The 23,366-nt window shown below is 67.9% G+C and carries 17 protein-coding genes; 13 read left to right on the top strand and 4 right to left on the bottom strand.

Features of this window, described 5'->3' with window-relative positions:
- Positions 1 to 289 precede the first annotated feature (289 nt).
- Both F1599_RS18215 and F1599_RS18210 read left to right on the top strand, forming a co-directional pair.
- Positions 290 to 1,678: an amino acid permease gene (locus F1599_RS18215; protein ID WP_149317179.1), complete on the top strand. Its 1,389-nt coding sequence runs from the start codon at positions 290 to 292 to the stop codon at positions 1,676 to 1,678.
- Positions 1,679 to 2,131: 453 nt separating this feature from the next.
- Positions 2,132 to 2,479, top strand: coding sequence for a DUF2917 domain-containing protein (locus F1599_RS18210; RefSeq protein ID WP_149317178.1), 348 nt, complete (start codon positions 2,132 to 2,134; stop codon positions 2,477 to 2,479).
- 197 nt (positions 2,480 to 2,676) lie between these two features.
- Here F1599_RS18210 and F1599_RS18205 read toward each other — a convergent pair whose 3' ends face one another.
- Entirely contained in the window at positions 2,677 to 3,741 is a 1,065-nt protein-coding gene (locus tag F1599_RS18205; protein WP_150084047.1) for a hypothetical protein, read from the bottom strand.
- Positions 3,742 to 4,022: 281 nt separating this feature from the next.
- On the opposite strand from F1599_RS18205, the gene icmF reads away from it, so the two are divergent.
- The 4 genes from icmF (at position 4,023) to F1599_RS25945 (ending at position 11,523) form a co-directional block, all read left to right on the top strand.
- Complete coding sequence (icmF, locus tag F1599_RS18200) at positions 4,023 to 7,355, top strand: fused isobutyryl-CoA mutase/GTPase IcmF (protein ID WP_150084046.1); 3,333 nt, start codon at positions 4,023 to 4,025, stop codon at positions 7,353 to 7,355.
- A 250-nt stretch (positions 7,356 to 7,605) separates the two neighbouring features.
- A complete protein-coding gene (locus F1599_RS18195) occupies positions 7,606 to 8,022 on the top strand; it encodes an HIT family protein (RefSeq protein WP_223819740.1) in 417 nt (138 codons plus the stop codon).
- 88 nt (positions 8,023 to 8,110) lie between these two features.
- Positions 8,111 to 8,971 (top strand): 3-hydroxybutyryl-CoA dehydrogenase, encoded by an 861-nt coding sequence (locus F1599_RS18190; RefSeq protein ID WP_150084045.1) that lies wholly within the window; start codon positions 8,111 to 8,113, stop codon positions 8,969 to 8,971.
- A 404-nt stretch (positions 8,972 to 9,375) separates the two neighbouring features.
- Positions 9,376 to 11,523 carry a hypothetical protein gene (locus tag F1599_RS25945; protein ID WP_190286401.1) on the top strand — a complete coding sequence of 716 codons (2,148 nt, stop codon included), beginning with the start codon at positions 9,376 to 9,378 and terminating at the stop codon, positions 11,521 to 11,523.
- Positions 11,524 to 11,533: 10 nt separating this feature from the next.
- On the opposite strand, the gene F1599_RS18180 is transcribed toward F1599_RS25945, so the two are convergent.
- Positions 11,534 to 12,202 carry a Crp/Fnr family transcriptional regulator gene (locus F1599_RS18180; RefSeq protein ID WP_006578248.1) on the bottom strand — a complete coding sequence of 223 codons (669 nt, stop codon included), beginning with the start codon at positions 12,200 to 12,202 and terminating at the stop codon, positions 11,534 to 11,536.
- Between the two features lie 258 nt (positions 12,203 to 12,460).
- On the opposite strand from F1599_RS18180, the gene F1599_RS18175 reads away from it, so the two are divergent.
- The 7 genes from F1599_RS18175 (at position 12,461) to F1599_RS18145 (ending at position 21,265) form a co-directional block, all read left to right on the top strand.
- The gene (locus F1599_RS18175) at positions 12,461 to 14,470 is read left to right on the top strand and encodes an AMP-dependent synthetase/ligase (protein WP_150084043.1); all 2,010 of its coding nucleotides are present in this window, start codon (positions 12,461 to 12,463) and stop codon (positions 14,468 to 14,470) included.
- Positions 14,471 to 14,483: 13 nt separating this feature from the next.
- Entirely contained in the window at positions 14,484 to 15,434 is a 951-nt protein-coding gene (locus F1599_RS18170) for an ABC transporter ATP-binding protein (RefSeq protein ID WP_149317173.1), read from the top strand.
- A gap of 66 nt (positions 15,435 to 15,500) precedes the next feature.
- Positions 15,501 to 16,415: a branched-chain amino acid ABC transporter permease gene (locus tag F1599_RS18165; RefSeq protein WP_149317172.1), complete on the top strand. Its 915-nt coding sequence runs from the start codon at positions 15,501 to 15,503 to the stop codon at positions 16,413 to 16,415.
- Between the two features lie 36 nt (positions 16,416 to 16,451).
- Complete coding sequence (locus tag F1599_RS18160) at positions 16,452 to 17,528, top strand: branched-chain amino acid ABC transporter permease (RefSeq protein WP_149317171.1); 1,077 nt, start codon at positions 16,452 to 16,454, stop codon at positions 17,526 to 17,528.
- Positions 17,529 to 17,622: 94 nt separating this feature from the next.
- Complete coding sequence (locus F1599_RS18155; protein WP_149317170.1) at positions 17,623 to 18,960, top strand: ABC transporter substrate-binding protein; 1,338 nt, start codon at positions 17,623 to 17,625, stop codon at positions 18,958 to 18,960.
- Between the two features lie 116 nt (positions 18,961 to 19,076).
- Entirely contained in the window at positions 19,077 to 19,892 is an 816-nt protein-coding gene (locus F1599_RS18150) for an ABC transporter ATP-binding protein (RefSeq protein ID WP_149317169.1), read from the top strand.
- Between the two features lie 125 nt (positions 19,893 to 20,017).
- Positions 20,018 to 21,265, top strand: coding sequence for a phenylacetate--CoA ligase family protein (locus F1599_RS18145; RefSeq protein ID WP_150084042.1), 1,248 nt, complete (start codon positions 20,018 to 20,020; stop codon positions 21,263 to 21,265).
- Positions 21,266 to 21,388: 123 nt separating this feature from the next.
- Here F1599_RS18145 and F1599_RS18140 read toward each other — a convergent pair whose 3' ends face one another.
- Positions 21,389 to 21,811, bottom strand: coding sequence for a YbaN family protein (locus tag F1599_RS18140; protein WP_149317167.1), 423 nt, complete (start codon positions 21,809 to 21,811; stop codon positions 21,389 to 21,391).
- A gap of 132 nt (positions 21,812 to 21,943) precedes the next feature.
- A complete protein-coding gene (locus F1599_RS18135) occupies positions 21,944 to 22,921 on the bottom strand; it encodes an NAD(P)H-dependent flavin oxidoreductase (protein WP_149317166.1) in 978 nt (325 codons plus the stop codon).
- Positions 22,922 to 23,366: the final 445 nt, after the last annotated feature.

The raw sequence follows: 23,366 nt of genomic DNA, 5'->3' as shown, positions 1-23,366 counted from the left end.
GGGAGAGGGGAGCGAAAACTCCCACCCCACCTCCCGCTCCCTTCTTCTGCTCCGAACCCCGAAGCCCGCCTCCATAAGTGACGGTTTGGCCAGAGCGGTTCGATAAACTAGGCGCCTTTTTTGCCCCGGCCGGCCCACCTTGCCGAGCCGCGGGCGGCCCTGCGCGTCCACCCAGGCGGTGGCGCCCGCGGGCATTGGCGACCGGTCATCCACGGGCCGGCCAAACTCGATCCTGGCGACACCGCCCGGCCGACCCCGGGCGGATGCCGCCAATGCAGGAGATCCCTTCATGAGCTTGTTCCGCACCAAGGACATCGAAACGATGCTGGCCGCGAGCCGCGACGATGGCTTGAAAAAGGTGCTCGGCCCGGTCGACCTGGTGATGATGGGCATCGGCGCCATCATCGGCACCGGCATCTTCGTGCTGACCGGTACCGGCGCGCTGACCGCGGGCCCGGCGCTGACGCTGTCCTTCGTGATCGCCGCGCTCGCCTGCGGTTTCGCCGCGCTGTGCTACGCCGAATTCGCGACCGCGATCCCGGTGTCCGGCTCGATCTACACCTACAGCTACGCCACGCTGGGCGAGATCGTCGCCTGGATGATCGGCTGGGACCTGCTGCTCGAATACGGGCTGGCGACCTCGGCGGTGTCGGTCGGCTGGTCGGGCTACTTCCAGTCCCTGCTGTCGGGCTTCGGCGTGCAACTGCCGGCGGCGCTGACCGCCGCGCCCGGCGCGGTGCCGGGCGTGCAGACCGTGCTGAACCTGCCGGCGGTGCTGATCATGCTGGCGATCACCTGGGTGGTGTCGTATGGCGTGCGGGAGTCGGCACGGGTCAACAACATCATGGTGGCGATCAAGGTCGCGGTGGTGCTGCTGTTCATCGCGGTCGGCGTCTGGCACGTCAAGCCGGTCAACTGGCAACCCTACGCGCCGTTCGGCTTCGCCGGCATCGTCAATGCCGCCGCGCTGGTGTTCTTCGCCTTCATCGGCTTCGATGCGGTGACCTCGGCGGCCGAGGAGGTGCGCAATCCGCGCCGCGACCTGCCGATCGGCATCATTGGGTCGCTGGCGGTCTGCACGCTGCTGTATGTCGCGGTGGCGGCGATCATGACCGGCATCGTGCCGTTCCCGAAGTTCGAGGGCATCGACCATCCGGTCTCGCTGGCGCTGCAGTACGCGGGCGAGAACTGGGTCGCGGGTTTTGTCGACCTCGGCGCGATCCTCGGCATGACCACGGTGATCCTGGTGATGACCTACGGCCAGACCCGCATCCTGTTCGCGATGTCGCGCGACGGGCTGCTGCCGGCCCGGCTGTCGCGGGTGCATCCGGTGCACGCGACGCCGTTCCAGGCGACGTGGGCGGTCGGCATCGTTTTCTCGTCGATCGCCGGCCTGGTGCCGCTGAACGTGCTGGCCGAGCTGATCAATATCGGCACGCTGTCGGCGTTCGCGCTGATCTCGATCGCGGTGCTGGTGCTGCGCAAGACCCGGCCGGACCTGCCGCGCACCTTCCGCTGCCCGGGCGTGCCGGTGGTACCGCTGCTGTCGGTCGGCTTCTGCCTGTTCCTGATGGCGCATCTGCAGCCGTTCACCTGGGTAGCCTTCCTGCTGTGGCTGGCGCTGGGCCTGGTGATCTATTTCGGCTATGCGCGGCGCAACGCCGTGCTGCATCGGTAGGGCTCGCCAGGGCCTCGTCGGCCGGGCGTCGTCAGGGGCTCGTCAGGGCGTCGTGGGTCCGGCCTCGTCGGGGCCTCGACAGGGCGTCGCGGGTCCAGCCTCGTCACCGCCTCGTCGGCAGGGCCTCCGCCGCCCAGCGCCCCAACTGTCAGAAAAAACGCCGGAACAGTACCTGGGAAACTGTTCGGAACTGTCCCTTTGATGGCCGCGCCGGCCGTCCATAATGAAATCGTGCATCGAAGCACGCCGTGGCGAGGCCGTCCGTGCGGTCGCCCACATTGGCAAGAGGCCCGGCGCAGCGGGCAAAAACCGCCGCGAAATACCGAAAGGCTTCAGGACCATCGGCGCCGACCATGCCCGCCTGGACAACATCCGGTCCCGCCGTTGCGCGACCGGCAGGCGGCGGGCCGGACGAGCCGGCTCCGCTCGATGCCCATCGACAGGAGCAGCACCATGCAGGAACTCAGGGATTACGAACTGGACCAGGCCGGCACGCCGGTCAGCTGGCGCGCGCGGCCGGGGCAGCGCATCGTCGCGCGCGACGGCAACATCTGGTTGACGGTGGAAGGGCAGCGCGGCGATATCTGGCTGGCACCGGGCCAATCGTTCGACCTGCCCGAGGGCGCCTGGGTATGGATCTCGGCCGACGCGCCGGGGGCGCGCTTCACGGTGGCCCAGCAGTCGGCGCCGCTGTCATGGCGCGGGCTGCTCGCCCTGCTGCGCCCGCGGCCGCGGCCCGACCCGATACGGCTGCCGGAGCCGTCCGCCGGCTGGTGGCCGGCACGGCATCTGTCGCGCTAGCGGGAATGGCTCGAAGGGATTGAAGCGTTCAAAGCGTTCCAAGCGCTCGAAGCCCTCGAAGCCCTCGAAGCCCTCGAAGCCCTCGAAGCCCTCGAAGCCCTTGAAGCCCTTGAAGCGCTCGAAGCCCTCGCAGCGTTTGGAACGTTGGACGTTTGGAGCGTATGGGCCGGAAGGATGGAGCGCGGCGCCGGCGGCGCTCAGCGCGCCGGCGTCGCGGTCGACAGCGTGGCGGCGACCGCCTGCCACAACGGCTCCAGCCGCTGCCGCTCGTTGTCGGCGGCCTGCGGCGCCAGCGACGGCGTGCGGCACAGCAGCACTGCGGTCTGGCCGGCCTCCGGCAGCGGTACCCACCAGACGCGGCCGTACTGCAGGCGGCCACCGTCGCTGGCGATGGAAAAGCTGGCCCAGTTGGCGCGGTGATTCGCCAACCGTACGGTGCCCTGGGCGATCACCTTGGCGCTGGCGCCGGTCAGCGCCTTCAGTTCCTCGGCCGCGCGCGCGGCGGCCACAGCGCCCGAGCCTTCCTTCCCGCCTTCCTTTGCGCCTTCCTTCGATCCTTCCCTGGCCGCGTCCTTCGGCAGCGGGCGCGCCAGCAGATCGATGGTCGACAGGCCGTTGCCGCCCTGGCTGGTGAAGGCAAAGATGGCGTTGTCCGGCAGCAGCTTTTCCCGGGCCGCATCGCGCTCCCAGGACAGCGGCATGCGCAGCATCAGGTCGATCGCGCCGGCCTGCCGGACGCCCCTGGTGGTGTAGGTCCTGGCCATCGGCGAGGCCAGTTCGGCGGCGGGTTTGTCCTCGTAGACCGCGGCCAGCAGCAGTTGCAGCGAGGCCTTTTCCATGTCGCCCTGGGCGCTTTCGCGCACGCGCTGCAGATAGGCCTGCATCGCGGGCTCGGAGGCCAGCGCCGACTGCATCGCCTCGCGGTCCATTTCCAGCACCTTGGTCGCCAGCCGGGCACGGTCTGTGGCGGGCAGCGGAATGTCCTGGAACAGCCGGGTCACCGTGGCCAGCGCATCGGGATACTGGCGGTCGAACGCGTTGCGCACCTGCTGGATGTCGTTGCGCAGCGACGGGTATTTGGCCGCGGCGCGCTCGAGCGTGGCGTTCTGGTTGGTCAGGTAGCCGTACAGGCTGGTCAGACCCGAGATGGCCGCGGGCGTGTAGTCCCACGCGATGGCACTGGCGGGCAGGCCGATCAGACCTGCGAGCAGCGCAAGGCGCGGCAGCCACGGCACGCAATGCCGCATAGGAATCCCCTTCAATAGGTCGACACGGCCGGCTGTGCGTGTCCTTTGTTGTGCCGACCGGAGGTCCGAGTCCCGGCGGATGTTCTCGATTGTAGCCGAAGGCAGGGGGCGTCACGTGCCGTTTGCTGCCCGCTGGTCACGCCCGGCGGGATGGGCCTACAATCGACTGGCCCACCGGCGGCACCGCCGGCGCGGGCAACCCCAGACAATATGGCCAGCAATGGCCGCACAACGCGATGGCCGGTGCTTCGGCGGCGCAGTCTGTCCGCCGCTCCCGGCCTCACCGGGTGGAGACCATGACCGATCTGTCCGACCTGCGCAAGGCAGGCGCCGAAGCCGAAGCCGCCACCGTGGCGCTGGCACCCGCGCCCGCCGGCGCGCCGACCCACAAGGTCCGTTTCGTGACGGCCGCATCCTTGTTCGACGGCCACGATGCTTCGATCAACATCATGCGCCGCATCCTGCAGGCGCAGGGCTGCGAGGTGATCCACCTCGGCCACAACCGCTCCGTCGAGGAAGTCGTCGCCGCCGCGCTGCAGGAGGACGTGCAGGGCATCGCCGTCTCGAGCTACCAGGGCGGCCACGTCGAATACTTCAAGTACATGGTCGACCTGCTGCGCGAGCGCGGCGGCGCCCATATCCAGGTGTTCGGAGGCGGCGGCGGCGTGATCGTGCCGGCGGAGATCCGCGAGCTGCAGGACTACGGCGTGGCGCGCATCTACAGCCCTGAGGACGGCCAGCGCCTGGGCCTGGCCGGCATGATCGCCGACATGGTGCGGCGCTGCGACTTCGACCTGTCGCGCCATGCGCCCGCGACGCTGGACTCGCTGCGCGCGGGCGATCGCCGCGCGCTGGCGCAATGGATCACCGTGCTGGAGAACGGCAAGGCCGATCCGGCCCTGGCCGCCGCGCTGCATGCGGATGCCGCCCGCATCGCGACCCCGGTGCTCGGCGTGACCGGCACCGGCGGCGCCGGCAAATCGTCGCTGACCGACGAGCTGATCCGCCGCTTCCGGCTCGACCAGCAGGACAGCCTGCGCATCGCCGTGATCTCGATCGACCCGTCGCGCCGGCGTACCGGCGGCGCGCTGCTGGGGGACCGGATCCGCATGAACGCGATCCACCATCCGCAGATCTACATGCGCTCGCTGGCCACGCGCGATGCCGCCAGCGAGGTGTCGCGCGCCCTGCCGGACGCGCTGGCGGCCTGCAAGGTCGCCGGCTTCGACCTGATCGTCGTCGAGACCTCGGGCATCGGTCAGGGCGACGCGGCGATCGTCCCCCATGTCGACCTGTCGCTGTACGTGATGACGCCCGAGTTCGGCGCCGCCAGCCAGCTCGAGAAGATCGACATGCTGGACTTCGCCGACTTCGTCGCGATCAACAAGTTCGACCGCAAGGGCGCGCAGGACGCGTGGCGCGACGTCGCCAAGCAGATGCAGCGCAACCGCGAGCAATGGCACGCGCGCGCCGAGGACATGCCGGTCTACGGCACCCAGGCCTCGCGCTTCAACGACGACGGCGTGACGATGCTGTACCTGGGCCTGCGCGAGGCGCTGGCCCAGCGCGGCCTGGTGCTGCGCGACGGCACGCTGCCGCGGCTGGCGGGACGGCAGAGCACCGGCCGCAACGCGATCGTGCCGCCGGCGCGCAGCCGCTATCTGGCCGAGCTGGCTGATACCGTGCGGGCGTATCACAAGCGGGTTGCGGCGCAGAGCGCGATCGCGCGCGAGCGGCAGCAGTTGCGCGAGGCACGGCGGATGCTGGCGGAGGCCTCGGCTGCCGCGGGCGCCGATGCGCGGCAGGCACCGCAGGCCTTGCAGGCATTGGAGACGCTCGAAGCCGCGCGCGACGGCGCGCTGGGCGAGACCGAGCGCGCGCTGCTGGCCGGCTGGCCCGCGCTGCGCGAAGCCTACAGCGGCGACGAGCACGTGGTGACGATCCGCGGCAAGGACCTGCGCACCGGGCTCGTCACCACCACGCTGTCGGGCACGCGGCTGCGCAAGGTCGTGCTGCCGCGCTTTACCGACGAGGGCGAGCTGCTGCGCTGGCTGATGCGCGAGAACCTGCCGGGCTATTTCCCCTACACCGCGGGCGTGTTCCCCTTCAAGCGCGAGAACGAGGACCCGACGCGGATGTTCGCCGGCGAGGGCGATGCCTTCCGCACCAACCGCCGCTTCAAGCTGGTTTCCGAGGGCATGCCGGCCAAGCGGCTGTCGACGGCCTTCGATTCGGTCACGCTGTACGGCGAGGACCCGGACCTGCGACCCGACATCTACGGCAAGGTCGGCAATTCGGGCGTCTCGATCGCGACGCTCGACGACATGAAGGTGCTGTACGACGGCTTCGACCTGATCGATCCGCAGACCTCGGTGTCGATGACGATCAACGGCCCGGCGCCGGCGATCCTGGCGATGTTCATGAACACCGCGATCGATCAGCAGCTCGACCGCTTCCGCCGCGAGCAGGGCCGCGAGCCCGATGCCGGCGAGGCGGCGAAGATCCGCGCGATGGTGCTGCAGAACGTGCGCGGCACCGTGCAGGCCGACATCCTGAAGGAGGACCAGGGCCAGAACACCTGCATCTTCTCGACCGAGTTCTCGCTGAAGGTGATGGGCGACATCCAGCAGTACTTCGTCGATCATCAGGTGCGCAACTTCTACTCGGTGTCGATCTCCGGCTATCACATCGCCGAGGCCGGCGCGAATCCGATCTCGCAGCTGGCCTTCACGCTGGCCAACGGCTTCACCTATGTCGAGGCCTATCTGGCGCGCGGCATGCATATCGACGACTTCGCGCCCAACCTGTCGTTCTTCTTCTCGAACGGCATGGACCCCGAGTACAGCGTGCTGGGCCGCGTCGCGCGCCGCATCTGGGCCGTCACGCTGCGCGACAAGTACGGCGCCAACGAGCGCAGCCAGAAGCTGAAGTACCACATCCAGACCTCGGGCCGCTCGCTGCATGCGCAGGAGATCGACTTCAACGACATCCGCACCACGCTGCAGGCGCTGATCGCGATCTACGACAACTGCAATTCGCTGCACACCAACGCCTACGACGAGGCGATCACCACGCCGACGGCGGAGTCGGTGCGGCGCGCGCTGGCGATCCAGCTGATCATCAATCGCGAATGGGGCGTCGCCAAGTGCGAGAACCCGAACCAGGGCAGTTTCCTGATCGAGGAACTGACCGACCTGGTGGAGGAGGCGATGCTGCAGGAGTTCGAGCGGATCGCCGAGCGCGGCGGCGTGCTCGGCGCGATGGAGACCGGCTACCAGCGCGCCAAGATCCAGGAAGAGTCGATGCTCTACGAGCAGCGCAAGCACGATGGCTCGCTGCCGATCATCGGCGTCAATACCTTCCGCAATCCCGACGGCGATCCGACCCCGGCCACGCTCGAACTGGCACGCTCCAGCGAGGACGAGAAGCAGAGCCAGCTGCGGCGGCTGCAGGCATTCCACGCCCGCCACGCCGACGCGGCGCCGGCGATGCTGGCGCGGCTGCGCCAGGCGGTGATCGACGACGAGAACGTGTTCGCGGTGCTGATGGACGCGGTGCGGGTCTGCTCGCTCGGGCAGATCACGCATGCGCTGTTCGAGGTTGGCGGACAGTATCGGCGGAACATGTAGCGTCCGCCGAACAGGCGGCGACTGCGGGGAGCGACCGCGCGGGACCGCCACGTCCCGCGCGGTCGTTTGCTTCGGCCGCTTGCTGCGGTGGCCTGCTGTTGCCTCGCCCTTGGACGGCGAATTCGCACGACCGTGCGTTAAACTCGCAAGCGGCGCTGCCTTGCCGCCGGGCTGTCGATCCATCGCTGCCAGTCCAGCGGCCCCCGGCGCGATTCCGGCGCAGTCGCGCATTCCCGAACCGGAGCTCACGGTGTACGACCCGAACAATATCTTTGCCCGAATCCTGCGAGGCGAGCTGCCTTGCCACAAGGTCTACGAAGACGCCGACACGCTGGCCTTCATGGACATCATGCCGCAGTCGGACGGCCACGTGCTGGTGCTGCCCAAGGAGGCCGCCGCCGAGCTGTTCGACCTGTCCGAAGCCGCCGCGCAGGCCGCGATCCGCACCACCCAGCGCATCGCCCGCGCGGTGCGCGACGCGTTCGGCCCGGACGGCCTGTCGATCGGCCAGTTCAATGGCGCCGCCGCCGGCCAGACCGTACCGCACGTGCACTTCCATATCGTGCCGCGCTACGCCGACCGCCCGCTGCGCGGCCACGCCAGCGAGCCGCAGGACCCGGCGGTGCTGCAGCAGCATGCGGCGCGCATCGTCGCGGCGCTGGGCTGACGCCCGTCCGCATTCACGCGATCCGCATTCACGCGATCCGCATCCATACCCATTCCATTTCCATTCCATCCGCAAGCAGGGAGACAGCATGACAATCCACACCGTCGGCATCATCGGCGCAGGCACCATGGGCAACGGCATCGCGCAGGCGTGCGCGGTGGTCGGGCTCGATGTCGTGATGGTCGATATCAGCCAGGCCGCGGTCGACAAGGGCATCGCCACCATCGCCGGCAGCCTGGACCGCCTGATCAGGAAGGACAAGATCACCGAGGCCGACAAGAACGCGGCGCTCGCGCGCGTGCGGGGCTCGACCGCCTACGAGGACCTGAAGGCCGCCCAGATCGTGATCGAGGCCGCCACCGAGAACTACGAGCTCAAGCTCAAGATCCTGAAGCAGATCGATGCGCTGGTCGGCGAGGACACCATCGTCGCGTCCAACACCTCGTCGATCTCGATCACCAAGCTGGCCGCGGCGATCAGCCGCCCCGAACGCTTCATCGGCATGCACTTCTTCAACCCGGTGCCGATGATGGCGCTGGTCGAGCTGATCCGCGGCCTGCAGACCAGCGACGCCACGCACGCGGCGGTCGAGCAGCTGTCGAAGCAGCTCGGCAAGTATCCGATCACGGTGAAGAACAGCCCGGGCTTCGTCGTCAACCGCATCCTCTGCCCGATGATCAACGAGGCCTTCTGCGTGCTCGGCGAGGGCCTGGCCTCGCCGGAGGAAATCGACGAAGGGATGAAGCTCGGCTGCAATCATCCGATCGGCCCGCTGGCGCTGGCGGACATGATCGGGCTCGACACCATGCTGGCCGTGATGGAGGTGCTGTACGCCGAGTTCGCCGATCCGAAGTACCGCCCCGCCATGCTGATGCGCGAGATGGTGGCCGCCGGCTACCTCGGCCGCAAGACGGGCAGGGGAGTCTACGTCTACAGCGCGGCGAAATAGCGATCCGCTGCCGGCATGACGGACACCGCGCCGTGTGACGGAATGCGTAACGGAGTGCGTAACGGAGTGCGTAACGGAACGCGTAAGCGGCCGCCGACTCCGACGCGGGGCAGGTCCTTCATGCCGGCGAAACCCGATACCTTCGCAACGCCGCCTCGGGCGACCTGTTCCAGCGCCATGCGGTGATGTTGCGACAACCACATGCACACCGCGGTGGTGCCGGCCGTGCGGCATGCCGTCGATGATGGACGCATGACGCACGGCGCAAGCCGAATGCGAAGGTCGCGCGACGACGCGTTCGGCGAGGCCGGACGGCATGGGAAAGGATCGTTCGCTTTCCGAAAAGTGGTCTGGCCTTGATCCGTACGATGACCGCCTCATTCACTCTATGAGGATTGAAAGTCATGGCGACCTTTATCGGAACGGTGAAGAAGACGGACTACGAGCAGTTCTACAACGAGGTGCGGAACAATCCAGGCGACTTCGTGAAGCGCGTCCTGGGGCAGAACGCCGCCGGGGCGGAGCCGAGTGGCAGGTTTCAGATCGGCGAGAACATCTTCACGCTGACGTGGGCCACAAAGGGGAAAACACGGCAACTGTGCATCCGGCGCGAGTTCGAGAACGGCGAGTCGTTGGTGCAGACGCGACTGATGCAGTTGATGGACTTTCTGTTCTTCCGCAGCAGCACGCGCACCATGGAGCGGGCGCTGCGCAGCGGGTCCACCATCACGACTGGCCTGGTCAAGGACATGCGCGCGCATGTCGATCGCATCGTCGACGAACTGTGGCCCGACATCGAGGCGCGGAACGCCGAAGCCGGCCAGGGCCCCTCCGACCGGCGCGGCAACGCGGTGCCGACGAACCGCGCGATATCGGAACGCACGCTGGGATCACTGGCGCCGCTGAACCCCGGGGAAATCGATGCGTGGATCCGCTGTGCCGAGGGCGGTCCGGTGGGCCTGGCGCATATCGACCGAAGCAAGACCAGGATCGAGGGCGACATCCTGGTGCTGTCCTTCAAGAGCGGGGGCGATGCCATCGAGTTTCGCCTTCACGCGCCGAGCGTCGCAACGCACGGGAAGGAGCGCGTCCAGCGCGACATGGAGCGGTTGCTGCGTATTGCCAAGGGCCAGAGACAGGGCTGCGATTATCGGAACATGGCCGAATTGATGGGTCGTTTCATGGTGGCGACGATCGAAGACGAAGCGCCCCGGCTGCTGGAAGCGTCGGCCAGCGCGATCGTCCGGGATGACCAGGATAACGACGTCAGGCCGCTGATGATCTGCACGGTGAAGAAGGGCAGGCCGGAGCCGACCCGGACAACGCGGCGCGCCCTTGCCCGCGCGGTCGACAAAGCCATGGCATCCTGCCGTGCGTCCGCGGCACAGCGCTTTCAGACCATCCTGAATGGCGTGTGTCGCGACAAGGGCGATCCCGTGGTATCGACGGTGCTGGATGCGCGCGAGAGGCTGATCGAGAAAATCCAGCAGAAGGTCAAGCCCCATCTCGCCGGAAAGCGGCTCGCCGCCTTCGTGCGCGAGGTCGTGCGGCAATGCGGTCTGAATGGCGAGGCGGCGCAGGCCCTGCATGCCGATCGCGCGGCGGGCTCCGCCTTGCCGGCGCGCGTACGGCTGGTGCACTTCACACGCAAGCCGGGACTGCTGGAGCGCCTGTCCGGCGACGCGCCTGGCGAGGAAGTGCTTGCGGTCGCATCGCGCGAGGATGGCGAGGCATTGCGCTTCGTGCCGCTGGGACAGCGCAACATGGCGAAGTGGGCCTGGAAGACCATCAAGCTGGCCGAGGTGCCGAAGGATGTCGAAAGCGATGCCAGGGCACTGCATCAGACGGTTTTCGACAGCTCGCTCGGGCGGTTCTACCAGAACGAAATCCTGCCGCTTGTCATGGAAAGCGTCCAGGCGCTCCGCGAGGATTTGCGTTTCCAGGACACGCCCGAAGGCGACGCGGCGAAAGATCTGTTGCTCAAGCTGACCGGCAATCTGCGGATCGGCAATACGACCTTCGCCTACCTCCATCGCTGGGCAGGCGAGGCGGACCGGGCAGCCCGTGTCGCCCCGGGCCAGAACGACTTCTCCGCGGACCGCGTCATCATGCGGGACGAGGACGCGGCGCGTTCGGGCCCGGTGGCGGCGGATCCGGTCTCGCAGCGCCAGGCTGCGGCGTACGCGCTCAGGCAGGATCTCAAGAACGTGTTCCCGCGGCTTGCCAACGTGACGGAGGCCGACTGCAACAAGCCCGTCACCCTCTATAAGGACGGCAAATTCGAATCCTTGCCCGTGTTTCACCCGACCGGGCCAAACCAGCAGGGCGATCAGCGGCAGTGGCGTTCGCTCGGCAACGGCAGCGCACCGAACCAGCAGTCGGAGCCGTCCTCCTCCGCAAGCAAGGTGCCGGCCGAAAAGGTGCCGGCCGAAAAGGTGCCGGCCGAAAAGGTGCCGACCGAAAAGGTGCCAACGGAAAAGGTGCCCACCGAAAAGGTGCCGACCGAAAAGGTGCCAACGGAAAAGGTGCCCACCGAAAAGGTGCCGGTCTGAATCCGATGCCTCATTCGCCGTACTGGCGCAGTCCCTCGAGATCGAGCACTTCGATCTCGCCATAGTCGACCCGAACCAGGCCCTGCTGCTCCAGCACCTTCAGGGCCTGGTTCGCCCGCTGGCGCGAAATGCCGGCCAGCAGTCCGATCTCCTCCTGCGAAATCTCCAGCTTGGTGCCGATGCCCGGATAGAGGTGCTCGTTGAACAGCGACGACACCGCGCGCGCCACGCGCGAGTCGATATCGAGCAGCCGCTCGTATTCGACCGCGGCAATGAACTGGCCGAGCCGCTCGTTCAGCTGGGTCAGCAGAAAGCGCGTGAAGGGCAGGCTGGTATCGAGCAGCCATTGGAAGGTCTCGCGCGGCAGGAAGGCGATGCGCGAATGGCGCAGCGCCATCACGTCGTACTTGCGGATCTCCTGCTTCAGCGCGGCCCCTTCGCCGAACCATCCGCCGGTCGGCACGCCGGTGAAGGTCACCGACTTGCCCGATGGCGACACCGTGGTGATCTTGACGATCCCCTCCAGCACGCCCAGCCAGTGCTCGGCCATTTCGCCCTTGTGGCAGACGTAATCGCCGGGGTTGTATTCGCGCACGAACATGGCCTGCCGCACCCGCTGGCGCTGTTCGTCGCTGAGGTCGGCGGCCCAGATGCACCGGTCGAGAAAGTCGTTGAGCATGCCTGCTTGGCTCCGGTCGGGAGTCCGGCGGGGACTCCGCTAGGGATTAACCCGGAATTGTCACCGACGTGACAACCGGGGGGAGGGGCATCGGCTATCTTACGTTCACCACGGACCGACCCGCGCTCAAGGCGCGGCCACGATATCCCTGGCGCGCGGCGGCCTGCCGGCCTTCGGACGACCAGGGGCAAGTATAACGATCGGCACCGGCGCTTGGCACCGGCGGGAACCCACCCGTCGGAGGGACAGGAGACAGCGATGCAGGACAGGTCGGCAACGACCTTCCCGCGACTGCTGCTGGCGCACGCGCAGCAGCGGCCGGATCATCCGGCCTATCGCGAGAAGGATCTCGGTATCTGGCAGACGAGCAGCTGGTCGCAGGCGGCGCAAGAGGTACGTGCGTTGGCCTGCGGACTGGCCGCGCTCGGCTTCGGCCGCGGCATGAACCTGGCGGTGGTCGGCGACAACCGTCCCCGGCTGTACTGGGCCATGACCGCCGCGCAGGCGCTGGGCGGCGTGCCGGTGCCGCTGTACCAGGACGCGATCGCCAGCGAGATGGTCTACGTGCTGCGCGATGCCGAAATCGCCTTCGCGGTGGTCGAGGACCAGGAGCAGGTCGACAAGCTGCTCGAGGTCGAGGAAGAGCTGGCAGCCCAGGGTGGCGCGGTGCGCCATCTGGTCTACGAAGACCCGCGCGGGCTGCGCGATTACGACCATCCGTCGCTGATGTCGTACGAGCGCCTGCAGGAGATCGGCCGCGAATTCGACCGCGCGCATCCGGGCTTCTTCGACGAGGCCGTGGCGGCCGGCGACCCGGACGATACCGCGATCATCCTGTACACCTCGGGCACCACCGGCAAGCCCAAGGGCGTCTGCCATTCGCACCGCGGCCTGATCGGCGCGGCGATGCACGGCTGCGAGTTCGACGGGCTCGGTCCCGACGACGACGTACTGTCGTACCTGCCGATGGCCTGGGTCGGCGACAACCTGTTCTCGTACGCGCAGGCGCTGGCCGCCGGCTTCACCGTCAACTGCCCCGAGTCGCGCGAGACCGTGATGACCGATCTGCGCGAGATCGGCCCGACCTACTACTTCGCGCCGCCGCGCATCTACGAAAGCCTGCTGACGCAGGTGATGATCCGCATGGAGGACGCCGGCTGGCTCAAGCGCAAGCTGTTCGGCTGGGCCATGGACGTGGCGCGCCGCTGCGGCGCCGACATCCTCGATCGCCGCCCGGTGCCGCTGCTCGAGCGCATGTGCTACGCGCTGGGCGAATCGCTGGTCTACGGCCCGCTGCGCAACGTGCTCGGCATGAGCCGCATCCGCGTGGCCTATACCGCGGGCGAGGCGATCGGTCCGGACCTGTTCCGCTTCTATCGCTCGATCGGCATCAACCTGAAGCAGTTCTACGGCCAGACCGAGACCTGCGCCTATGTCTGCCTGCAGCCCGACGGCCAGGTCAAGTTCGATTCGGTCGGCCCGGCCGCGCCCGGCATGGAGATCCGCATCGCCGAGAACGGCGAGGTGCTGGTGCGCGGCGTCGGCCTGCTGAAGGCGTATTACAAGCGCGACGACGCGACACGGGAGGCGATCAACGACGAGGGCTATTTCATGACCGGCGACGCCGGCGTGATCGACGCCGACGGCCATCTGAAGATCATCGATCGCGCCAAGGACGTCGGCAAGCTGGTGGACGGCTCGATGTTCGCGCCCAAGTACATCGAAAACAAGCTCAAGTTCTTCCCGTACATCAAGGAAGCGGTGGCCTTCGGCACCGGCCGCGACCGCGTCTGCGCCTTCGTCAACATCGACTTCGAGGCGGTCGGCAACTGGGCCGAACGGCGCCACCTGCCCTACGCCGGCTATATCGACCTGGCCGCGCAGCCGCAGGTGATCGACCTGATCGCCGAATGCGTGGAGCAGGTCAATGCCGATCTGGCCAAGGATCCGGCGCTGTCCGGCTCGCAGATCGCGCGTTTCCTGATCCTGCACAAGGAGCTCGATCCCGACGACGACGAGCTGACCCGCACCCGCAAGGTGCGCCGCGGCTTCATCGCGGAGAAGTACGGGGTGCTGATCGACGCGCTGTACGCCGGACGCCCGGAGCAGTTCATCGAGACGCGCGTCAAGTTCGAGGACGGGCGCGAAGGCAGGGTCAGCGCGACGCTGAAGCTGGTGGATGCCAAACGCTTCCCGCCGGCCGGATCGGCGCAGGCCGCGCAGGCAACGCAGGCCGGCGCGGCAACGCCCGCCGAGCAAGCGGCATAGCAGGGGCAGGAGGATGACACAGATGGCGTGGCAAGGCGTGGAGCGGCGGGCCGACGGCTCACCGGAGTGGGCGGGCGCAGGGACCAGCGCAGGCACGAGCGCCGGCACCGGCGCGGCCGGCGAGCCGCTGGCCGAGGGCGGCGTGGCGATCGCGGCGGAGTCGGTGCCGGGCCGGCGCGCGGCATCGACGCGGCATGGCGAGGTGATTCTCGATCTGCAGCATATCTCGCTGGCGTTCGGCGGCGTCAAGGCGCTGACCGATATCTCGTTCGATGTGCGCGAGCACGAGATCCGCGCGATCATCGGCCCGAACGGCGCCGGCAAGAGTTCGATGCTGAACGTGATCAACGGCGTCTATCACCCGCAGCAGGGACGCATCGTGTTCCGCGGCGAGGAACGGCGCAAGATGAATCCGACCGCCGCCGCGCGCCAGGGCATCGCCCGCACCTTCCAGAACATCGCGCTGTTCAAGGGCATGACCGTGCTCGACAACATCATGACCGGTCGCAACACGCGCTTCCGCTCCGGCCTGCTGGCCAATGCGCTGTGGTGGGGACCGGCCCGCAACGAGGAGATCGCGCACCGGCGCAAGGTCGAGGAGGTGATCGACTTCCTGGAGATCCAGTCGATCCGCAAGACGCCGGTGGGGCGCCTGCCCTACGGGCTGCAGAAGCGCGTCGAGCTGGCGCGCGCGCTGGCCGCCGAGCCCTCGCTGCTGCTGCTCGACGAGCCGATGGCCGGCATGAACGTCGAGGAAAAGCAGGACATGTGCCGCTTCATCCTCGACGTCAACCAGCAGTTCGGCACCACCATCGTGCTGATCGAGCACGACATGGGCGTGGTGATGGACATCTCCGACCGCGTGGTGGTGCTCGACTACGGCAAGAAGATCGGCGACGGCACGCCCGAGCAGGTCAAGTCCAACCCCGAGGTGATCCGCGCCTACCTGGGCGCGTCGCACTGAACGGCCCGCCCGCCAGCTCGCTCGCTTGCCCAACGCCGACCCCCGTCCTTCACCGAGGCCACGCCGATGACCTTCTTCTTCGAAATCCTGCTCGGCGGACTGCTGTCCGGGCTGATGTACTCGCTGGTAGCGCTCGGCTTCGTGCTGATCTACAAGGCCTCCGGCGTGTTCAACTTCGCGCAGGGCGCGATGGTCTATTTCGCCGCGCTGGCCGTGGTGGGCCTGATGGACAAGGGCATGCCGATGTGGGCGGCCGTGATCGGCGCCTTCTTCGTGATGACGCTGGTCGGCATCGGCACCGAACGCTTCGTGCTGCGCAAGCTGGTCAACCAGCCGCCGATCACGCTGTTCATGGCGACCATCGGCCTGTCGTTCTTCCTCGAAGGGCTGGGGCCGCTGCTGTTCGGCAACGAGGTGCGCCCGATCCAGCTGGGCATCGTCGACGAACCGATCGAGGCGATCCTGACCCGCTTCAATATCGTGATCTCGAAGTTCGACCTGGCCGCGGCGGCGATCGCCGGCGTGCTGGTCGCCACGCTGGCGCTGTTCTTCCAGTACACCAAGGTCGGCCGGGCGCTGCGCGCGGTCGCCGACGACCACCAGGCCGCGCTGTCGCTGGGCATTCCGCTGCAGCATATCTGGGCGATCGTCTGGGGCGTCGCCGGCTTCGTCGCGCTGGTGGCCGGCATGCTGTGGGGCTCGCGCAATGGCGTGCAGTTCGCGCTGACGCTGACCGCGCTGAAGGCGCTGCCGGTGCTGATCCTCGGCGGCTTCACCTCGGTGCCGGGCGCGATCGTCGGCGGGCTGATCATCGGCGCCTCGGAGAAGCTGGCGGAGATCTACATCCCGCCGGTGTTCCAGTCGATGTTCGGCGGCAACTTCGGCGGCATCGAAGGCTGGTTCCCCTATGTGTTCGCGCTGCTGTTCCTGCTGGTGCGGCCCGAGGGGCTGTTCGGCGAAAAACATATCGACCGCGTGTGACGGTCCGTCAGGTGGCACGACGCCAAGGAGTCGCCCATGTTCTATCGTGAAGCCGGCCAGTTCAAGACCGACTATGTCGCCGACAGCCAGATCTTTCCAATCCGGCAGGACCGCATCGGCTTCGCCGTGCTGCTCGCGCTGGCCTTCGTCGGCGTGCCGCTGATCGGCAGCGAGTACTGGTTCTCGGCGATCCTGATCCCGTTCCTGATCTTCTCGCTCGCCGCGCTCGGGCTCAATATCCTGACCGGCTACGCGGGGCAGCTGTCGCTGGGCACCGCGGCCTTCATGGCGGTGGGCGCCTACGCGGCCTACAACTTCCAGCTGCGGATCGACGGGCTGCCGGTGCTGCTGACCTTCGTGCTGGCCGGGCTGTCGGCCGCGGTGGTCGGCGTCGCCTTCGGTCTGCCCTCGCTGCGGATCAAGGGCTTCTACCTGGCGGTGGCGACGCTGGCGGCGCAGTTCTTCGTGGTGTGGGCGCTGACCAAGTTCCCCTGGTTCTCGAACAACAGCTCGTCGGGCGTGATCACCGCGCAGCAGCTGGACCTGTTCGGCCTGCCGATCGACACGCCGATGCGCAAGTACCTGTTCGTGCTGGCGATCGTCACGGTGCTGGCGCTGGTCGCCAAGAACCTGGTGCGCTCGTCGACCGGACGCGCGTGGATGTCGGTGCGCGACATGGACGTGGCCGCCGAGGTGATCGGCATTCCGCTGATGCGCACCAAGCTGCTGGCGTTTGCCGTCAGCTCGTTCTACTGCGGCGTGGCCGGCGCGCTGTATGCGTTCTGCTACCTGGGCTCGGTCGAGCCGGACGGCTTCTCGCTGGACCTGTCGTTCCGCGTGCTGTTCATGATCATCATCGGCGGGGTCGGCAGCATCCTCGGCTCCTTCCTCGGCGCCGCGTTCATCCTGCTGCTGCCGATCCTGCTCGACAACATGCTGCCGCCGCTGGCCGCGCTGCTGCATCTGCCGTTCACCAACGCGACGGTGTCGCACATCCAGATGATGGTGTTCGGCGGCCTGATCATCTTCTTCCTGATCGTCGAGCCGCACGGCCTGGCTCGGCTTTGGCAGATCGGCAAGGAGAAGCTGCGGCTGTGGCCGTTCCCGCATTGACGCCGTGTCGACGGGGCACGCGCCGATGTCATGCAAACGGGTCGTTGGACAACAACGCCATAACAATGCACCTGCCAAGGTGAAGGAGACAGTGATGAGCAACCTGATTCGCAATGCCCAGCGCGTCGCGCTGGCAGTCGGCGCGGCCGCCGCGCTGCTGGTGCCGGCGCTGCCGGCGCAGGCCCAGAGCGGCGAGCAGTTCATCGCGCTGCCCAGCTACCGGGTCGGGCCGTATGGCGCCAACGGGCAGTCCTGGTACGGCGGCTTTATCGACTATCTGAACTACGTCAATCTGAAGGAAGGCGGGGTCAACGGCGTCAAGCTGACCTGGGAAGAGTGCGAGACCGAGTACAACAACGCCAAGGGCGTCGAGTGCTACGAGCGCCTGAAGGGCAAGAACCCGACCACCAGGGGCACCGCCTACCATTCGATGTCGACCGGCATCTCGTACGCGCTGGTCGACAAGACGGCGGCCGACAAGGTGCCGCTGGTGATGATGGGCTATGGCCGCACCGACGCGGTGGACGGCTCGGTGTTCCCCTACGCCTTTCCGCTGGTGACCACCTACCAGATGCAGGTGTCGGCGATCGTCAAGTACCTGGCCGGCAAGAGCGGCGGTTCGCTGGCCGGCAAGAAGATCGTCTACCTGTACCACGACTCGGCCTACGGCAAGGAGCCCATCGTCGCGCTGCAGGCCGAGGCCAAGCTGAACAAGTTCGACCTGATCGAGATCCCGGTCGCGCATCCCGGCAACGAGCAGGGCGCGCAGTGGTTGCGGATCCGGCAGGAGCGTCCCGACTACGTGATCTTCTGGGGCTGGGGCGTGATGAACCAGACCGCGCTGAAGGCCGCGCAGAAGGTCGGCTATCCGCGCGACAAGATGATCGGCTCGTGGTGGGCCGGCTCCGAGGAGGACACCGTGCCCGCCGGCGACGCCGCCAAGGGCTACATGAGCGCGACCTGGAACGTGGCCGGCAAGGGCGTGCCGCTGATCGCCGATATCGAGAAGGTGGTCTACGGCGGCGGCAAGGGCAATATGCAGGACCGCAACAAGATCGGCTCGGTGCTGTACAACCGCGGCGTGTCGGCGGCGGTGGTCACGGTCGAGGCGATCCGCGTGGCGCAGAACAAGTTCGGCAAGGGCAAGCCGATGAGCGGCGAGCAGATGCGCTGGGCCTTCGAGAACCTGAACCTGACCAATGCGCGGCTGCAGCAGCTGGGCGCCACCGGCCTGCTGCCGGAGATCAAGACCAGCTGCGAAAACCACGAGGGCTCGGGCAAGGTCAAGATCCAGCAATGGGACGGCGCCAAGTGGACCGTGGTGTCGGACTGGATCGAAGGCAACAAGAGCCTGATCCACCCGCTGTTCAAGGCCAACGCGGCGCAGTACGCGAAGGAGAAGGGCATCACGCCGGCCTGCGCGAAGTCGTGATGCGCATATTGATGCTTGCGTAAGGCGTTCTCCCTCTCCCCGGCCTCTCCCCCGCTTTCCCCCGGACGGGAGAGGGAGAACACCACCGCGCCCCGCTATCCCTACCGAGGTCCACCATGACCCTGCTGTCCATCAACAACATCGAAGTGATCTACGACCACGTGATCCTGGTGCTCAAGGGCGTGTCGCTCGACGTGCCCGAGGGCGGCATCGTGGCGCTGCTGGGGGCCAACGGAGCGGGCAAGACCACCACGCTGAAGGCGATCTCGAACCTGCTGCGCGCCGAGCGCGGCGACGTGACCAAGGGTTCGATCGAATACCGCGGCGCGCGCGTCGACCAGCTGACGCCGAACGATCTGGTCAAGCGCGGCGTGATCCAGGTGATGGAAGGCCGCCACTGCTTCGCCCACCTGACCATCGAGGAAAACCTGCTGACCGGCGCCTATACGCGCGGACTCTCGCGCCGCGAGACCCGCGACGAGCTCGACAAGATCTACACCTACTTTCCGCGCCTGAAGACCCGGCGCAAGTCGCAGGCCGGCTATACCTCCGGCGGCGAGCAGCAGATGTGCGCGATCGGCCGGGCCATGATGGCCAAGCCCAGCATGGTGCTGCTCGACGAACCGTCGATGGGACTGGCGCCGCAGATTGTCGAGGAGATCTTCGAGATCGTGCGCGACCTGAACCAGCGCGAGCGCGTCAGCTTCCTGCTGGCCGAGCAGAACACGATGGTCGCGCTGCGCTATGCCGACTACGGCTACATCCTCGAGAACGGCCGCGTGGTGATGGATGGTGCCGCCGAGGCGCTGCGCACCAACGAGGACGTCAAGGAGTTCTACCTCGGCGTGGCGGCCAACGATGCCGACGGCGGCGGCCGCAAGTCGTTCCGCGACGTCAAGAGCTACCGCCGGCGCAAACGCTGGCTCGCCTGAGCGGCGCACGGACCAGCGCGCGGACCGGCCGGCCCGCGCGGCGATCGGCGCCGACATCATGCCTTGGCCCGCCGCGGCCGTGACCCGTATCGCCCGGCACCCCATCCTCACCGACATCCGTCATCATGTCCGAATACTTCGACGCTCTCGAGACGCGCGACCCCGCCGCGCGCGAACAGGCCCTGCTGGCCGCGCTGTCGCGCCAGGTCGCGCATGCCAGGACGCACGCGCCTTACTTTGCCCAGGCGCTGCGCGATGTCGATCCGCAGGCGCTGACCTCGCGCGAGGCGCTGGCCGCGTTGCCGGTCACGCGCAAGGCGCAGCTGAGCGCGCTGCAGCAGGCCAATGCCCCGCTCGGCGGGCTGAACGCGACGCCGCTGGGCGCGCTGCGCCATATCTTCCAGTCGCCCGGACCGCTGCACGAGCCCGACGGCCACGGGCCGGACTGGTGGCGCACCGCACGCGCGATGTACGCGGCGGGCTTTCGCCGCGGCGAGCTGGTCTACAACACCTTCTCCTACCACTTCACGCCGGCCGGCATGATGATGGAAACCGGCGCGCACCGGCTGGGCTGCTGCGTGTTTCCGGCCGGCGTCGGCCAGACCGAATCGCAGGTGCAGGCGCTGTCGATGCTGCGGCCGGCCGCCTACGCCGGCACGCCGTCCTTCCTGAAGATCCTGCTCGAACGCGGTGCCGAGCTCGGCCAGCCGTGCAGCCTGGCCAAGGCGCTGGTGTCGGGCGAGGCCATGCCGCCTTCGCTGCGCGCCTGGTTCGTCGAGCGCGGCATCAAGGTGCACCAGATGTACGGCACCGCCGATGTCGGCCTGATCGCCTATGAGAGCGAGGGTGCCGACGGCTGGGTGGTCGACGAGGGCGTGCTGGTCGAGATCGTCGAACCGGGCGGCACGCGCCCGATGCCGGAGGGCGAGGTCGGCGAGGTGGTGGTCACGGTGCTGGGCAACGAGGACTATCCGCTGATCCGCTTCGGCACCGGCGACCTGTCCGCCGTCGTGCCGGGCTCGTCGTCGACGCCCAGCCCCTGCGGGCGCACCAATATCCGGCTGCGCGGCTGGCTCGGCCGCGCCGACCAGACCACCAAGGTCAAGGGGATGTTCGTCCATCCGGGCCAGATCGGCGAGGTGATGCGCCGCCATCCCGAGCTGCGCGCGGCGCGCCTGGTCGTGACCGGCGCGCCGGGCGCCGACGTGATGACGCTGCATTGCGACGCCACGCGGCAGGACGCGGGGCTGGCCGATGCGATCGCGGTGTCGATGCGCGACGTGATGCGGCTCAAGGGCGAGGTCCGGTTCGTGCCGGCCGGTTCGTTGCCGCAGGACGGCAAGGTCATCGAGGACGCGCGCAGCTACGACTGAGCGCGTTCACGAGCGCGTTCACAGGGCGCGTTCACAGGGCGCGTTCACAGGGCGCGTTCACAGGGCGCGTTCGCAGGGCGCGTTCACAGGGCGGGTTCGCAGGGCGTTCGCGACAGCGCGCGTTCAGCCCTGCCGCGGCGGCTCCGGCTCGGACGGCGGCGCGGTGCTTGCCGGTCCGTGGCCGCCGCGCGGCCGCGTCGGCAGGTACAGCAGATAGGCGGTGGCCACGGCGCCCAGCACCAGCAGCGCGATCGACAGCGCGGGCCGGGCGCGCAGCACCCAGGCGGTGGTCGGCAGCGAGATCCACATCGTCGCGATCGCCACGATCTTGGCGCGCAGCGGGATGCTGCGATGGCGCTGCCAGTCGTGCACGATCGGGCCGAGCCGGGGATGGCGCATCAGCCAGTCATGGAAGCGTTCGGAGCCGCGCGCGAAGCAGGCCGCCGCGAGCAGCACGAAGGGCGTGGCCGGCAGCACCGGCAGGAAGACGCCGAGCACCGCCAGCACCATGCAGACGATGCCGAGCGTGGCCCAGGCCGCGCGCACCAGGCGTTCGCGGCGGCTGCGCCGGACCTCGGCAATGACGACAGGGGGCTTATCCAGCGGGGAATCTCCAGCGGTCTGCAGCGGCGACCGCGGCGGCTATGGCAGCGGCTACGGCGGTTGCTGCGGCTGCGGTCAGTTGACGGCGCACAGGCGCGCCTTGGCCGCATCGTACTCGGCCTTCATGCGCGCGACAATCTCGCCGGCCGACTGGATCGCGTCGATCTGCCCCACGCCCTGGCCCGCGCCCCAGATGTCCTTCCACGCCTTGGCCTTGGAGCTGCCGCTGGAGAAATCCATCTTGCTCTTGTCGGCCTGCGGCAGGTTCTCCGGATCGAGCCCCGAATTGAGGATGCTCTCGCGGATGTAGTTGCCGTGCACGCCGGTGAACAGGTTGGTGTAGACGATGTCGGCGGCCGCCGCATCGGTGATCGAGCGCTTGTAGGCTTCGCTGGCATGCGCTTCCTGCGAGGCGATGAAGCGCGTGCCGACATAGGCGAAATCCGCGCCCATCGCCTGCGCCGCCAGCACGGCGTCACCGGTGGCGATCGAGCCCGACAGCGCGATCGGGCCATCGAAGATGCGGCGCACCTCGCCGACCAGCGCGAACGGCGACAGCGTGCCGGCATGGCCGCCGGCGCCCGCGGCGACCAGGATCAGGCCGTCGACGCCGGCCTCGAGGGCCTTCTCGGCATGGCGCAGGTTGATCACATCGTGCAGCACGATGCCGCCGTAGCTGTGCACCGCGTCGATCATCTCCTTGACCGGCGCGCGCAGCGAGGTGATGAAGATCGGCACCTTGTGTTCGACGCAGACGCGCACGTCCTGCTCCAGCCGCGCGTTCGACGCGTGCACGATCTGGTTGACCGCGATCGGGCCAATCGTGGCATCGGGATTGGCGGCGCGGAAGGCCGCCAGCTCCTGCTGCATCTGCGTCAGCCATTCGTCGAGCAGTTCGGCGGGGCGCGCGTTCAGCGCCGGAAACGAACCGACGATGCCGGCCTTGCATTGCGCCAGCACCAGTTCCGGATAGCTGACGATGAACATCGGCGACGCGATCACGGGCAGCGTCAGCTTCTGCAGGGCGGCGGGGATATGTTTGGCGGCGGGCATGGTGTCTCCTTGACCCACGGCAAGCGTGGCGCTGCGTGGCATCGATGTTCTGAACGATCGTTCGATTATAGGGACTTCCCTTGTTGGGGCGTTATCGCGGCATTAGAAGCGCGGGTCTAGCCGAAGTGCAATTCCGATCCAGCCCCACCAATCTAGCGCGAATCCGGCCCTGCCCCGCGGTCGGCGCCCTTGCGGAACACGCGAGGCAAAAAAAAGCCCCGCGTCCGGGGCGGGGCAATTACCACGAAGACTGATACATCGACGGCGGGCACCTGCCAATGCCGAAGCCGTCAACGGCATGGTAGAGGGGCAATATGACGATCCGGGGACGAGGCGGTGACGTCTCGATGAAGCGGCCGGCGGCGCGCGCAACGCGGCGCGCTCCTATGCGCTGGTACGCGGTCCCATGCGTTCCTGCACGGCTCCTGCGCGGCGCATGCGTGCC

The sequence above is a fragment of the Cupriavidus cauae genome, from assembly GCF_008632125.1.
GTDB classification, from domain to species: Bacteria; Pseudomonadota; Gammaproteobacteria; order Burkholderiales; family Burkholderiaceae; genus Cupriavidus; species Cupriavidus cauae.
Note: the sequence above shows the minus strand (reverse complement) of the source record. Positions and strands in the feature narration are given on the sequence as shown.